The 15,265-nt window shown below is 35.9% G+C and carries 12 protein-coding genes and 2 tRNA genes; 8 read left to right on the forward strand and 6 right to left on the reverse strand.

All coding sequences use genetic code 11. The features are described 5' to 3' along the window. Positions 1-15: 15 nt before the first annotated feature. The 3 genes from TTHT_RS08510 to TTHT_RS08520 all read right to left on the reverse strand — a co-directional run bounded on the left by TTHT_RS08510 (position 16) and on the right by TTHT_RS08520 (position 2,373). The gene (locus TTHT_RS08510; RefSeq protein WP_201327548.1) at positions 16-663 is read right to left on the reverse strand and encodes a site-2 protease family protein; all 648 of its coding nucleotides are present in this window, start codon (positions 661-663) and stop codon (positions 16-18) included. Between the two features lie 85 nt (positions 664-748). Further along, entirely contained in the window at positions 749-1,804 is a 1,056-nt protein-coding gene (hydE, locus tag TTHT_RS08515) for a [FeFe] hydrogenase H-cluster radical SAM maturase HydE (protein WP_201327549.1), read from the reverse strand. 59 nt (positions 1,805-1,863) lie between these two features. Continuing rightward, complete coding sequence (locus TTHT_RS08520) at positions 1,864-2,373, reverse strand: prepilin-type N-terminal cleavage/methylation domain-containing protein (RefSeq protein WP_201327550.1); 510 nt, start codon at positions 2,371-2,373, stop codon at positions 1,864-1,866. A 227-nt stretch (positions 2,374-2,600) separates the two neighbouring features. On the opposite strand from TTHT_RS08520, the gene TTHT_RS08525 reads away from it, so the two are divergent. Then, a tRNA-Lys gene (locus tag TTHT_RS08525) sits at positions 2,601-2,676 on the forward strand. 13 nt (positions 2,677-2,689) lie between these two features. Further along, a tRNA-Glu gene (locus tag TTHT_RS08530) sits at positions 2,690-2,767 on the forward strand. A 31-nt stretch (positions 2,768-2,798) separates the two neighbouring features. Here the strand turns inward: TTHT_RS08530 and TTHT_RS08535 are convergent. Next, a complete protein-coding gene (locus TTHT_RS08535; protein WP_201327551.1) occupies positions 2,799-4,067 on the reverse strand; it encodes an SAM-dependent methyltransferase in 1,269 nt (422 codons plus the stop codon). 129 nt (positions 4,068-4,196) lie between these two features. Between TTHT_RS08535 and TTHT_RS08540 the strand changes: the two genes are divergently transcribed. Genes TTHT_RS08540 through TTHT_RS08555 form a run of 4 tightly spaced genes read left to right on the forward strand, consistent with a single transcriptional unit; the run spans position 4,197 to position 10,138 of the window. Continuing rightward, on the forward strand, positions 4,197-5,198 hold the full coding sequence (locus TTHT_RS08540) for a CHC2 zinc finger domain-containing protein (RefSeq protein WP_201327552.1): 1,002 nt from the start codon (positions 4,197-4,199) through the stop codon (positions 5,196-5,198). Between the two features lie 50 nt (positions 5,199-5,248). Then, positions 5,249-7,756 (forward strand): TIGR03960 family B12-binding radical SAM protein, encoded by a 2,508-nt coding sequence (locus TTHT_RS08545; RefSeq protein WP_201327553.1) that lies wholly within the window; start codon positions 5,249-5,251, stop codon positions 7,754-7,756. Continuing rightward, positions 7,753-9,258, forward strand: a complete 1,506-nt coding sequence (locus TTHT_RS08550) for an Rne/Rng family ribonuclease (protein ID WP_201327554.1) — start codon at positions 7,753-7,755, stop codon at positions 9,256-9,258. The genes TTHT_RS08545 and TTHT_RS08550 overlap by 4 nt, the downstream gene beginning before the upstream one ends. Beyond that, positions 9,245-10,138 (forward strand): patatin-like phospholipase family protein, encoded by an 894-nt coding sequence (locus TTHT_RS08555; RefSeq protein ID WP_201327555.1) that lies wholly within the window; start codon positions 9,245-9,247, stop codon positions 10,136-10,138. The genes TTHT_RS08550 and TTHT_RS08555 overlap by 14 nt, the downstream gene beginning before the upstream one ends. Here TTHT_RS08555 and TTHT_RS08560 read toward each other — a convergent pair. After that, positions 10,135-10,977, reverse strand: coding sequence for an epoxyqueuosine reductase QueH (locus TTHT_RS08560; RefSeq protein WP_201327556.1), 843 nt, complete (start codon positions 10,975-10,977; stop codon positions 10,135-10,137). The genes TTHT_RS08555 and TTHT_RS08560 overlap by 4 nt on opposite strands. Before the next feature lie 207 nt (positions 10,978-11,184). Here TTHT_RS08560 and TTHT_RS08565 point away from each other — a divergent pair, with 207 nt between their 5' ends. Together TTHT_RS08565 and TTHT_RS08570 are read left to right on the forward strand one after the other, a co-directional pair. Continuing rightward, a complete protein-coding gene (locus tag TTHT_RS08565; RefSeq protein ID WP_201327557.1) occupies positions 11,185-11,460 on the forward strand; it encodes a hypothetical protein in 276 nt (91 codons plus the stop codon). Between the two features lie 172 nt (positions 11,461-11,632). Beyond that, positions 11,633-11,935, forward strand: a complete 303-nt coding sequence (locus tag TTHT_RS08570) for a hypothetical protein (RefSeq protein WP_201327558.1) — start codon at positions 11,633-11,635, stop codon at positions 11,933-11,935. A gap of 34 nt (positions 11,936-11,969) precedes the next feature. Here the strand turns inward: TTHT_RS08570 and TTHT_RS08575 are convergent, their stop codons facing one another. Next, a complete protein-coding gene (locus TTHT_RS08575) occupies positions 11,970-15,191 on the reverse strand; it encodes a S41 family peptidase (protein WP_201327559.1) in 3,222 nt (1,073 codons plus the stop codon). Between the last annotated feature and the right edge of the window lie 74 nt (positions 15,192-15,265).

The raw sequence follows: 15,265 nt of genomic DNA on the forward strand, positions 1-15,265 counted from the left end.
AATAAATTTTTATAATCAAGACATTATTCTAATTAGCATTAAATAAAAAGGCCTGAAAATAATATCAAAAACATTGAAATAGATTAAGCCAAGAAGAATTATAAATCCGTAAGGGCCTATTTTAGACACATAGTTCTCATAGTTCCTTAAACCAATAAACTTTGCAAGCACACCTGAACCGTCAAGTGGGGGAACAGGTAAAAGATTAAATACAGCAAGTATAAGGTTAATTGCCGCAAGATAAAATAGAAAAAGCCTTAACGGCTGAAAAGCCGCAAGGGCAGGAAACATCATTACAACTTTATATAACACTATTGCAATTATCATAATTATCAGGTTTGATAATGGCCCGGCAAAAGAAACTATTGAAATTCCCCCTTCCCTATCTCTAAAATTTAAGGGATTTATAGGCACAGGCTTTGCCCAGCCAAATAAAGGAATTGATGAGGGGAAAAATATCATAAATAGGGGGATAATAACAGTCCCTACAATATCAATGTGGGCAATAGGATTCAAAGATATCCTGCCTAAATGCTTTGCCGTATCGTCTCCCATAAAATGAGCAGACAAAGCATGAGCCGATTCATGAACCGTTAATGAAAAAAGCAACGCTATATACTGCATTAACCCGATTGCTATCTTCATCCCTAAATCTGTATTCAAAATAACCTCCGTCGTAAAAAACTATAGCTTTATTTTACCAGAAAAAAATTCTTATAACTTTGAGATTTATAAATAAGGGAATAATTTACCCTGACACTCTCTTTAAATAATGAAGTGAGCTTCCTTCCTCTCCTATTGCTGGAATAAATCCTGCCCTGTCAATAACCAGTAATATTGAATTCAGGGATTGTTCAAGGGGAGAATTTAAAGACGGCTTGTTTTCATAAAGTTTGTAATTCTCCTTATATTCAGGAAGAGTAATATCTGGCATTATTACATTCCCCCCTGCCTTCAATCCTATAACCCTGCCCTCAGAGTGTAACGCAGCAAGAGCAGAGGTTGAAGCTATGTTTATATCTTTCATTACAATCCTTGTAGCAGCAATCATCTTAATTGCAAGTTTAAAAATATTCTCCCTTTCCCTTTCAAACCAATCTTTAAATTCACTTCCCCAGGGTGTCTGATAATGAATAACATAGGGCCCCATCCCAATCATATCAACATCAAAATCTTTGTAAAACAGTATATCTTTTGCCAAATCCTCAATTGTCTGGTATGGTGCTCCAATTAAAACCCCTGTCCCTGTTTGATATCCTATTTTTTTTATATTTTCAAGACATTTCAGCCTTTCCTCAAATTTGTGGTCTTGGGGATGCCACTTTTTATACAAATCGCTATTTGAGGTTTCAATTCTCAACAAACACCTTTCAGCACCTGCATCAAACCATCTTTTATAATCGTCAAAACCTGCCTCACCAAGGGAGAGAGTAATCATCAAGCTTGAATCAATTCTTTTTATCTCTTTTATTATTTCTTCAATAAATGAAACATACTGTTTCCCCTTTAATTCTCCTCCCTGCAAAACAACAGAGCCTAACCCCTTTTCAGAGGCAAACCTGACAGATTTCAGTATATCTTCTTTACTCATAAAATATCGTTTTAAGCTTTTATTGCCTTTTCGTATCCCACAGTAATAGCAATTTTTGCTACATTTGTTTGTAAATTCAATTACTCCTCTTAAATAAACCTTATTTCCAACATGCTTTCTTCTCACTTTGCCTGCTTTCTCTATGAGCAAATCAAACTCTTTTCCCTCAGCTTTTAACATTTCCTCAATTTCTCTTTGTGAAACATTTCTCATAATAAACCGCCTACAAAAAAACCGCCTTTTATTAAAGGCGGTCTATTTAAAAAGTGATTTTATTCAGCTGGAGTTTCTTCTGTTGCTCCCTCTTCGCCTTCCTGCCCCTGAGTGTCAGCAGCCTCTTCATTAGCCTGTTCCTGGGCAACCAACTCCTGATACTGTTCTTCTGTTAAGAAATTACCGTCTTTAATATAGTATTTAGGATACTTTATTCCCCATTTCCCTGGAGCAGCATGTCCTATAAAAAGATAACCGTCCTTCTTTGAATAGCCTTCATACTTCTGGCCAAATTTATCCTTTAAGGGAATATAGTCAATTAAGCCTTCTTTTACAACAACATTATCGGAAGTTGCAATTTCATCCCAGCTTGCATATTCAGGGTAGTACCCATGGTCAAGGTTATACTGGTCAAAAGCCTCAGCAACTTTTTTCAATTGCTCTCTTGAAGCAATCCACCTTGCCTTGTTAACACTGTTTAAGTACTTTGGAACCGCAATTGAACCGATTAAAAGGATAATTGTAATAGCAATGAGCATCTCTAAAAGTGAAAAACCCTTATTTTTCATTAGTCACCTCTTACAAAGTATTTTCATTCCTTAATAACTATATAATAGCAAAGAAGTATATTCAAGCAAAAATACAACACAAATATTATTGAAATTTCATAAAAACTGCATAAATTCTAAATGTAGTTAATTTAATAGGATTTTTTTTGCAAATTTTTATTGACTTTTTTTTTCGAGTATATTATTATTCCTTCCTGTCAGCGATATTCGCTGTTCTTTGAAAATATGACCCCGTAGCTCAGCAGGTAGAGCATCTGCCTTTTAAGCAGAGGGTCGCTGGTTCGAGACCAGCCGGGGTCACCATTTTTTCTTATGCGTCCCCATCGTCTAGCCCGGCCTAGGACACCGCCCTTTCACGGCGGCGACAGGGGTTCAAATCCCCTTGGGGACGCCATCTTTTTATCCACCTAAAAATTCATCAAAAATCAGTAATACCACGCTTTTCTTGTCCATGGTAAGTTTGCCCTGCCTTTTTCAGGTTTTACAAGCAGTGTTTGATAAAGCCCAATTTTTCCTATGGCAAATTGATAAGAGCTTGCAGCAAGGTATAAACGCCATACCCTGTACCTTTCTTTGCCTGCCTCTCTTATGCACTTTTCAGCATTTTCTTCCAGATTTTTAACCCACAGCGCAGTTGTTCTTGAGTAATGCTCCCTTAACTGCTCTATATCTCTTATCTCAAAGCCTGCATCCTCTGAAAATACCGAAATAAGGGATATAGGCAACAATTCTCCGTCAGGGAAAACATATTTCTGAATAAATTCCGACCTTGGTTTTCCAAAATCCACTTTGTTAATTGTAATCCCGTGATTTAAAAATAATCCCCCTTCTTTTAGCAAATTGTACGCATGCTTCATATAAATTGAATAATTTTTCTCCCCAACATGCTCAAACATTCCGACACTAACTATTTTGTCAAACTTGTCATTTTCATCTAAATCCCTGTAATCCCTGAATTCCATTTTTACCCTATCTTCAAGCCCCTCTCTTTTTATCCATTCATTTGCAAATTCATACTGGTTTTTACTTAAAGTTATCCCCTTAGCATACACCCCATAATTCTTTGCCGCATAGATAATCAAACCACCCCAGCCTGCACCAATATCAAGAAGCCTTTCCCCTTCTTTAAGATAAAGCTTCTTGCAGATATAATCCATTTTCTGTATCTGCGCAGTGTTAATATCTTCCTCTCCTGTCTGAAAATAAGCACAGGAATACTGTAAGTTTTTGTCTAAAAATATTTTGTAAAACTCATTTGAAACATCGTAATGGTATGAAATTGCCTGAGCGTCCCTCTCCTTACTGTGCTTTTCTCCTTTCAATTTTGCTCTAATTTTGCTGTAAGGCTTATCCCTTTTAGGAAGCTTTCTCAAAAGGTTAAAGAGAGAAGCCTTCTCCAAAAGGCTTAACTTTTTTTCCACAAGGTATTCAGCCATGGGGAAAATTCCATATATATTTCCCTCAATGTCTATATCACCGTAAACATAGCTTTCAGCAAGTGAAAGCTCAGAGGCATCAATAAACATTTCCCTTAAAGACCATGGAAAGTTTATTTTGATTATTGTATCTTTTAAATCACCAAAAACCTCTTCTCCGTTCCAGAGCACAAAAACAGGCTTTTTATCAAATTCCCCCAATAATTTAGCTAAAAAATCTTTCGCAATTGAAATATATTCACCGTTTTTTCCCTCCATGTTCACCTCCAAAGTAAAAACAAGTTTTTAAAGAATAGATTTAAAAGAATTTCTTTATTTTTATTATATCTCAAAAAAATTTTTGCAACATATTTTGTGATAAAATTTAAGAAAAATTCGGAGGGAATTATGAAATTAGCTGAAAAAATAAAGTATCAGGTGCCAATTAAGGCGGTACTGGATAAATTGGGAGTAAAAGAGGGGGCTTTAGGTTATTTTTGCCCATTCCATAAAGATGAAACAGGAAGCCTGATAATAAAAGAAACAGACAATACATTCAAGTGCTCTGTTTGCAAAGCGTCAGGAGACCAGATTGAAATAACCAAGAAGGTAAAGGGCTTTGATTTTGAGCAGGCTATTGAGTTTTTAGCAAAAGAATTTGATATTAAAGAAGATAAAAACGAGGGGATTTTAGACGACTGGCTTTCTAACAGGGATAAAAGAGAAACCCTTGAAAGTGTTTTTGGCAAGGAGACTGAAGGGGAAATTAGCGAAAAAGACAGAGAGATTTATTCTTACATTTCAGAAAACACTTCCCTTTCTTTCATCCATCAGACTTTTTTAGAAAAGAAAGGCTTTGATAATGCTTTAATTGAAAAACTAAAACTTAGTTCAATAGAAAAACCACACCTTTTTGTTGAAGAGTTAAAGGATAGATTTGGAATTGAAGCCCTTGATAAAGCGGGATTACTAAACAGAAAGAGGGAGTTTGTTTTTCAGAAAAATAATCTTATAATCCCATTTTTTGAAAACGGGGAGATTACCTTTCTTGCAGGCTGGGATATTTCAGGGGGAAGGTATGAGTTTGTTTTCCCCCACCACAAAACAAAAAAATGTTATATCCCCCAACTTGAAGAAAAGGAAGAAATTTACATTACAGGCGATTTTAGAGGATGCTTTGCATTCTTAAAGAAAAACTGTTTCTCTGTTGCCGCTTTCGGAGATTTTGAAAAACTTTTGCAATTTAAAGGAAAGAAAATCTTTGTTTGCGGGGATAAAGACGAAAAGGGGCAACAGTTTAATAGAAAAATCATTAAATTTTTTGCTGAAAGCGGGGTAAATTACACAATAGGTGGATTTGAAAACTGTTTCACAGATTACCTTGATTACCTCACTTTTAAAAGAAAATAGCAGTTTTTTTGCTTTTAAACTATTTTCTCTTATAATCTTAAAGCGGCTTTTTGCCAGAAACACCTATTTGGAGAAAAATGTACCCTTACTCTGATTTAATAAAAGTAAAAAAACCTGGCCAATACACTGGGGGAGAATTAAACTCAATAGTTAAAAACACTGAAAATAAATTAAGGTTTCTTTTAGCATTCCCAGACCTTTACGAAATTGGCATGTCTTACACAGGGCTTCATATACTCTATGAATTGATAAACAGACAAGAAAATATATTTGCCGAAAGGGTTTTTGCACCGTGGATTGACTTTGAGAAAATTTTAAGGGAAAAGAAATTACCTTTACTTTCCCTTGAGACAAAAACACCAATGAATAAATTTGATGTTGTCGGCTTTACCTTTCAGTATGAGTTAACCTACACAAACTTTCTAAATATGCTTGATTTGTCAGGCATCCCATTGAGAAGCAAAGAGAGAACAGATTTCCCTTTGATTATGGCAGGGGGACCTTGCGTATCCAACCCGGAACCGATTGCCCCGTTTGTTGACTTTTTCTATATAGGGGAAGCGGAAACCTACTTAATTGAGATTTTAAACAAAATTCAAACCTTAAAACAAAGCGGGAAAAACAGGAAACAGATACTTGAACAACTTGCTGAATATGAATTTATCTATGTGCCAGAGTTTTCAAAGTACAGACAAACAGAGTTTTTTCTCATCCCGGAGTACCCTAAAAAAGTAAAAAGGACATTTCCCCTAAATTTTGAGCAGAGGGATTTCCCTGAAAAGGCGGTACAGCCTAATGTTCAGATTGTTTACGACAGAGTAACACTTGAAATTTCAAGAGGTTGCGACGAGGGGTGCAGATTCTGTCAGGCAGGGTACATTTACAGGCCTCAAAGGGAGAGAAAGCCTGAAGATTTAATAACTCAGGCAGATACACTTTTAAAAAACACAGGCCAGGATGAAATATCCTTAACCTCTTTAAGCGCCGCAAATTATCCAGGTATTGAACTTTTAATTGAAACACTTATGAAAAAGTATTCAGATGAAAGAATATCACTCTCGCTTCCATCAATAAGGGCAGACAAATTTAAAGACGAGTTTGCAATATCCATAAAAGAGGGAAGAAAAACAGGTTTTACAATAGCCCCTGAGGCAGGCACAGAAAGGTTGAGAAAAATTATAAACAAAAACCTGAAAGAAGAAGATATTTTCTGGAGTGCAAAAACAGCATTTGAAAACGGCTGGGACCACATAAAATTTTACTTTATGATAGGGCTTCCCTTTGAGGAGTATGAAGACCTTGAAGGAATTGTAAAAATATGCGAAAAAAGCCTTGAGTTTGCAAAAAGGGGGCATGTAATTCTATCTGCCTCAACCTTTGTGCCAAAGCCCCACACCCCTTTTCAATGGATTGGACAGATTACTTACCACGAAACTGTAAACAGGCAGGAGTACATAAAATCACTGGTAAAAACAAGGAGAATAAGGTACAAATTCCACGACCCTGCTATGTCTGTTTTAGAGGGGATAATATCAAGGGGAGATGTGCTTGTTGCAGATGTTATTGAAAAAGCATTTAAAATGGGGGTGAGGTTTGACGGCTGGAGTGACACCTTTGATTTTTCAATATGGGAAAAAGCAATTAAAAAAAGCGGTATAAACATAGAAAGGTATTACATAGACCTACCTGAAGATACAGAATTCCCATGGGATTTTATTGACATTGGAGTTAGAAAAAAGTTTCTATTACAGGAATTGAAAAGGGCAATAGAAGGCAAAAACACAGAAATGTGTGTTGATGTCAAATCCTGCAATGCATGTGGCACATGTTCAGGCAAATACTTAAAGGAGAGGTTTGAAAAGAGAATAGAATTTTACAACAAACTAAAACAGGCTGTTAGCATTGAAAACAATAGAACAAAGACAGAAAAAGAAGAGGAGAGATACCATTACCTTTTTATTTTCAACAAAAAGAATGAAATGAAATTTATATCCCACCTTGACTTAATAAGGATAATCCAGAGGGGGTTGAGGATAAGCAAACTCCCAATAGCATTTACAAAAGGCTTTTCCCCCAAACCAATTCTCACCTTTTCTCCAGCCCTTGAATTGGGAATTGAAGGAGAAAATGAAATGTTTATAGTTGAAATGAAAGAAAAGGTTGACATAAATCAGGCTATTTTCAAAATCAACAGAGGATTGCCAGAGGGGATAAGGGTTAAAGAGGGGAAAATTGTACCGTTTGAAAAAAGAAAATTTCTGTCAGGAAAGTGTAAATTGTACTATCTTATTGAATCAAAAGACAACCTTGAAATAAATAGAGATTGGCAAAAACTAAAAACTAAAAAGAAAACCAAAAGGGGATTTAAAGAGATTGAAGTAAAAAATTATGTAAAAAAAGTAACTGAAATTGAAAAGGGCAAATACATTATTGAAAGCGAATTCAGTCCTGATAAAGGCAGCTTAAAGATAACCGAGATAGTGCCTTTAATCTTTAAGAATACAAATTTAGATAATGCTATAATAAAAAGACAGAAAATAGAATACGGAGAATTATGATAAGAGAAATTTTAGTAAACTCAACAAATCAGGAAACAAGGATTGCGTTAATAGAAAACAACAAACTTGTTGAGGTATTTGTTGAAAGAAGGTTTAACAGAGGGATTGTAGGAAACATTTACAAAGGAAAGGTAACAAAGGTTTTACCTGGAATGCAGTCAGCATTCGTAAACATAGGGCTGGATAGAGACGCATTCCTCTATGTTGGAGACATTTCTGAAAATATCCTGAATATTGAAGAATTCATTGACGAAGAAAATATTGAAGATACCGATGACGAAAAAGTAACAAGCCACAGCGATGTTCACATTGAAGATTTGTTGAGAGAGGGACAGGAAATACTCGTCCAGATTGCTAAAGAGCCTATTGGAACAAAGGGGCCGAGGATTACAGCACACATAAGCCTTCCTGGAAGATACCTTGTCTATATGCCAACAATTTCTCACATAGGTGTTTCAAGAAAGATTGAAGACGAAGAAGAGAGAGAAAGATTAAAACAGATAATGGAAAAGATAAAAAAAGGCACAGGTGGATACATTGTAAGAACAGCAGCAGAGGGAATGGATGAAGAGGCTTTAAAACAGGATGTTGAGCTTTTACAAAAGATATGGAAAGAGATAATCCAGAAAACAGAGAACTCAAGGGCACCTAAACTTATCCACGAAGAATTGGGGCTTCTTGAAAAGGTGATAAGGGATTACTTTACAGATGACACAACCTTAATGCTTGTTGACAACGAAACTGCATACCAGCAAACCATTCAATTCCTTGACAAAATAAACAGCAGGTGGATTAACAGGGTAAAACTGTACACAAAAAAACAGCCAATATTTGAGTTATACGACATTGAAAGCCAGATTGAAGGGGCACTTCGTTCAAAGGTATGGCTAAAATCAGGGGGGTACATTGTTATAAACCAGACGGAAGCCCTTGTTTCAATTGATGTAAACACAGGAAGGTATATAGGTAAAAAATCCTTAGAAGAAACTGTGTTTAAGACAAACAAAGAGGCTGTATCGGAGATAGTAAGGCAAATCAGGCTAAGAAACTTAGGGGGAATTATAGTTGTTGATTTTATTGATATGGAAGAGGAAGAGCATAGAAAAGAGGTTTTAGACCTTCTTGAAAATGAGTTAAAAAAAGACAAATCAAGAACAAATGTACTGACAATTGAAGAAATAGGGCTTGTTGCAATTACAAGAAAAAGGGTAAAGCAGTCTTTGGAGAGGGAATTAACCCAGGTTTGCCCTTACTGTCGCGGTACTGGAAGGGTAAAATCAATACCAACCATACTCCTTGAAATTCAAAGGGAAATAATAAACAGGATTGTAATAAATTATGACAGGGATATTACCATAAGGGTGCACCCTTACATAGGAGAATACCTTAAAAACGACAATTACTTCATAGTTAAAGAATTAACCGAATACTTTAATATAAGAATAAATGTGAAGGAAGACCCTAACCTTCATTTAGAGGAGTACGATATTGTCTTTAATTAATGAGAATTTTTCAATTGCATTAGGCAGCGGCGGGGCAAGAGGGCTGGCACACATAGGGATTTTAAAAACTCTTAAAGAAAACGGGCTTAAAATTGGAGCAATTTCAGGCACATCAATGGGTGCAGTAATAGGGGCTTTCTATGCCGCTGACAAATTGGAAGATGCAGAAGAATATTATCGAAGCATGAAGGTTACAGATGTAATATTCAACTTTGACCCTATATTCCCAACTTCAGGGCTTATAAACGGCAAAAAGGTAATCCAGATGCTGAGAGATGTAATCGGAGACATCTATGTTTTTGATACTAAAATCCCCTTTTACCCTGTGGCAACAGACCTTGATTCAGGGGAATGGGTTGTATTGCAGGACTGCAAACTCTGGGAAGCGATAAGGGCATCAATATCAATCCCGGGGCTTTTCAGGCCTTTTAAAATCAAGAATAGATACTATATTGACGGGGGAATAACAAACCCTGTTCCTGTAAATGTTTTAAAGGAAAGACATTCAGATACAAAGACAATAGCAGTAAACCTAAACCTGAAACCAACTGATTATAAGAGGGCCTGGATAAAAGAAACAGATAGCGAAACTGGATTTCTTTTAAACAAATTCCCCAGGCTAAAACGACTGGCAAGAAGGGTTGGAATAAACGGAAGAAACAAAAAGGAGAAAGACCCAAATATTCTCCATGTATTAAACAGGACATTCCACATTGTTCAATACGAACTTGCGTGGAGAAGCCTTGAGTTTGACAAACCTGATTACCTTTTAACCCCTAATTTAAACGATGTTGTCTTTATTGAATTTCACAAAGCGGATAAATCAATCTCTGAAGGTGAAAGGGTAGCAAAAGAGTTAATTGAAAAGCTTAAAAATTAGCACGGGTCAAGAAAAATATCCCTGTTTGCAATATCTGAAAGTTTTATAACCTCAACCTTTTTCCCTTTTTTCTCAAAAATCCTTTTTCTCCACTCAAGGTTGTCGTAAGGTTCAAGAAAAATCCTTAATTCATAGGCGTACTTTAAAACATTTTCTGTCGGCTTATGTTTATAAAAAACAAAACCAGTTTTTAGATTATTCCTTTCAATGTGTTTTTTCACGCTGTCTAAATCAAAAATCCCAACCTTATCTCCGTAAAAAAGAAAAACAACATCTCCGCTTTCCGCATCCTTAAACATCTTTCTATAAACAAGGGAAGACTCACAACCGCAGTAATCCTGCCTGTAAAGGTTTAACTTCTTTCCCTCTTCAACAGACTTTTTAAACCCGTCATTCTTTTTAAAGTTTGAAGGCATATACTCAACGCCGTACTTTTCCCCAACCTCTTTACCAATTATGTTTATCTTTTCAAAATCCTTGTGGGGAGATACAGTCAAAACAGTTGCAAAAACCTGGCAATTTAACTCCTTTGCCTTTCTTGCACTCTCTTCCATTCTCATTCTTAAACAAAAATCACACCTTGCTGACTTTTCCGGCAAATAGTACAGTTTCTCCGCTGACTTAACAAAATCCTCATAATTGTAATCCCCGACAACTAATTCATAGCCTTTTGCCTCTGCAACCCTTTCCATCTCCCTTTTTCTCTTTTCATACTCCTCTTTCGGAAAGATATTTGGATTGTAAAAATAGCATATAACCTCAAACTCATCTGATAGTGTTTCCGGAATGTAAACCCCATCAGGGGCACAGCAAATATGCAAAAGCAACCTCTTCTTCATAGCAATCAAATTATAGCAGGGTTACAAAAAGATAACAAAACAAAGCCTGAAAACTTTAAAAATTTTAACTAAACCAAAACACAATTGAGTTAATAAAAGACAACAACGAAATAAAGAAAACAAAAACAGAAAAAACAAAAATACCAGCAAATCTTTTATAATAATAGGGAATAGATTATTTTCTTTTATTTTGCTTAGGGGGGACAAATGATTACTGTGTTTATCCTTGCTATAGTTTTTCTAATCTTGGCTTTTGTTTTTGGCTTTGGTATTGCCTCTCTTCCTGAAAATCAGGCAAAAAGGGGATTAGTAAGCGGAATTACAGGAATTATAATTTTTGTTATCATCTTTTACGGTTATCTCTTTTTCTGGAAAGGGAAATACTCATTAACAGAAACAATTATCGGAGTACTATTTGCTGTGGCAATAATCATTAGCCTTCTTTCTGGACACCTCACTGGCAAGAAAAAACAACAAAATTAATTCTGGAAAAAACTGCTTTTTTGTTTCCTCAAGATTGATGGATGCAATTTCAATTAAAACAGATAATTCAAAATCATTAGCCGGAATGGTATTGGGAGGTGAATGGTTTTAAAAGTGGTAAAATTTATAATGAAATATATTGAAAAACCGGATTTATTTTGAGGAGGCTTTTATGGACAAGATTGAATGTTCAGTTATCTCACCTTTAGAGGTTTTCACATTTGGCTTGCCTTACACTGTTTCAAACAACAGGGGAGAATTGATAATTTCAGAGGACAAAATCTTGTTTAAAAAGGATTCCAAAGTTGAATGGGAGATTAAACTAAAAGATTTAAAAAGCGTTAAGGGAATTTTTTATCTTCATTTAACAACAAAAGACAGGGAAAAAATAATTATAAGAACAAAAAGAAGCAACTTAAAGAAAATTAAAAACCTGCTTTTAGAAAAACTCAATAAACAAAAAAAGCCGGCGTGAAGCTGGCTTTTTTATTGGTTCTGTTAATAAACCCTTACTTTTTCTTGTCTATCTCTTTCAAAAGCACTTCGCAGGCTTTTTTAAGTTGCAAGTCTTCTCCCTTAACCTTCCAGTCTGGTGGATTGTTAACAATATAGTCGGGAATTGCAGGGTTTCCTTCCATATCCTTATCTGTTTTATAAACAAACCAAGCCCTGAATGGCTTTCTTATGTACATTCCGTCAATAAGTGTTTCCCCATCGGTTGAGATAACTGCGCCAAATGTTGGCCTTCCAACAAGTTTACCTATTCCCAGTGTCTTGTATGCGTGTGAGAAAATTTCTGCGTTTGAATAACTTGAAGAATTGCACAAAGCAATTGAAGGCTTTGTCCACGGATAGAAAGGTAATCTTTCTGCAAATGGATAGTAATTCCTGAATTTTAAGTGGTTTTTCAGGGAATCTGTCGCCCCCCGTGGTATTGTGTATGCGTGCTGTTTTACATTTAAAATTGCCATTAAGTAATCTGTTGTCCAGCCTCCTCCGTTAAACCTGACATCAATTACAAGCCCTTCCTTGCCCTTTCCTGCCGCTTCTAAATCCCTTTCAAACCTTTCAAAGGACGGCATATCCATTCCCTGAATGTGAATATAACCTAATTTCCCGTTTGAATACTTTTCAACAAGCTTTCTGTTAAATTCAACATACTCTCTGTACAATTCGTTTCTCAAAGATGCAACAGGCCTTATCACAACCTCTCTAATTTTCCCGTCTTTTCCCTTTACATCAAGGTAAACTCTCTTGTTTACTGTATCGCTAAAGAAAGACCAGAAGTTTGTGTCTCGTGTTACCTCATTGCCGTTAACAGAAAGAATAACATCTCCAACATACAATTTTGAAAACTCTTTATCAGCGGGAGAGTCTGGCACAATGTGGGTTACTTTAACGCCCTTTTTCAATGGTTCAACCTCAACCCCTATTCTTCCAACAGATTCTCTTTCAACATTTTCCCTTCCGCCACCGTAAAGCCCCATGTGAGATGCGTTTAACTGGCCTAACATTTCATTAAAGTAATCCCTGAAATCGTGCTTGTTTGTTGCCGCAAGACAGATTGGTTTATAGAGTTTTTTTAACTTATTCCAGTTTCTTCCATGGAATTCAGGGTCATAGAAGTTGTACTTTAAAATTCTCCAGCCTTCTTCAAACATCTGGTTTAATTCAGCAGGGTAATTGATTCTCATTCTTGCTGAAAATGGAAGGGATTTTACTTTATTAGACTTCAAAGAGACTTTTGCAAGGGTACCTCTCTTTCTCAAAAAGAAAAGGCCGTGTTTTGTATAGGTTAAATTGTAAACTCCCCTGCCGTCTCTTGTAATTGCCTTTGTTTCAGTGCCATCCCATTTAATTGAGAATAGGTCTTTATCCTTTTTGCCGGGAAGCTTTGTTGTGTAATAGATTTTTTCTCCATCCTTTGAAAATGCAAGCCCACCTTCGTCACCTGGAAGAGAGGTAACCTGGACAACCCTGTTGTAAATCTCATCAAAATCAATTTGAATAGGCTTTTTCTTTTCTTCTTTTTTACTATTCTTTTCTTTTTTGCTCTTTTCTTTCTTTTTGTCCTTTTCTTCAAGCTGTTTTAAGATTTTTTCATCTTCCCAATCCTGTTTGGTTTTCTGATAATCTGATTTTTTAAGCCATACAAACCAGACATCGTAATCGCTTCTATTTCTTTGAGATAAAAACGCAAGCTTGCTTCCGTCTGGACTCCATACAGGGTGTTTGTCCCCCCGTGGAAACATTGAAACATTTACAGGCTTTGCCCCTTCCTTTAAAGGCAAGATGTAAACATCCTCGTTAAAGGTTAAGTCAACAATTGAGTAAGCAATGTAATTTCCGTCAGGGGAAAAGGTTACTCCCTCAGGGGTTGCCCACCCGTCAAGCAAAACCCTTTTATTTTCAAGTTTTTCTTTCTCAAGGTTTATGTCTGCAATAATTAATTTTCCGTTGTTTTCCCTGTAAATTATCCTTTTACCATCAGGAGAGACAATGGGCTTTCTCTCCTCTCCCTTTGAATCCGTTAACCTTACTATCTTAAACTTCAAAGCAGTGTAAAGGTTTTTGCTTCTCTTATCAGCAGACTTTGCAAGGTATAAATCGTAATTCCCGCTTCTATCTGAAGAAAACACAAGGTTGTAATCGTCTATCCATGCAACATCCCTGTCCCTAAATGGGGATTTGCTAATATTTACCGATTTTGTCTTTTTATCATCGTTTAGTTTTACAAAAACCTCTCCATGCACAGAGAATGCAATAAACTTCCCATTTGGTGAAACAGAGACGCTTTCAATTTTAGATGAAAAGTTTTTTAATTTTATAGGGTCAAAAACATAGTCTTTTGAGAGTGATGGAGAAAACTCTTTTGTTTTTCCGTCTTTCAAAATATAGATTTTCCCGGCCTTTTCATAGGCTATAACCTTACCATCTTTTGAGGCAGACATATAATTTATAGGGAAATCCTTTACAAAGGTGATTTGCTTTATATTTAATACCTTGCTACCATCATTATTTAATTCAAGGGAATAAACATTGTGCCTTCCATCCCTTGCACTTAAAAAGTAAAGTTTTCTCTTTTCAACCCACACAGGATTAAAATCCTGGCCGTTAAATTCTGTAATCTTAAAGTATTTATCCTTTTTTACATTGTAAATCCATAAATCCCTGTTTGCAGAGCCTTTGTACGCTTCCCTTGCAATTCTACACTCTCCCTTAACGAGTGCTATAAGTTTCCCGTCTGGCGATACCTTTGCATCCTGTGCAACAGCGTTTAAAATTCTTTTCGGGGTTTTATCTTTTAAATTTGCAGAAAAAATCTCCCTTTCCCATTCAACCTGCCTGAAATTTCTCAAGGTTGAAAATAAAATTCCGTATTTTTTACTCCAATCAAGGGCAACATCTGGAGAACCGTAATAAGTCACCCTTTCAGGCACGCTTCCTTCAACACTTACCTTAAAAACATCAAAGTGCCCAAACCTGTCGCTTGTAAAGGCAATTTCACTTCCATCTGGCGAAAAAACAGGGTATGCATCGTAAGCCTGATGTACGGTAAGCCTTTTGACATTTGTACCATCAATATTTGCAACAAAAATATCCCCCTGATACTCAAATGCAATCTTGCTTCCATCAGGGCTTAAAGAAGGAAACCTTAACACAGGATTTTCAGCCTTAACCTGTGTTAATGCAAATAAAAAAATAAAAACAAAAATTCCAATTTTTTTCATAATTCCCCCTATTGTATTTTCAATCAAAACTATTTTACTTTATTTAACAAGGATTTGTTTCAAATAGGTTAAGT

The sequence above is a fragment of the Thermotomaculum hydrothermale genome (assembly GCF_016592575.1).
In the GTDB taxonomy this organism is placed as follows: domain Bacteria; phylum Acidobacteriota; class Holophagae; order Thermotomaculales; family Thermotomaculaceae; genus Thermotomaculum; species Thermotomaculum hydrothermale.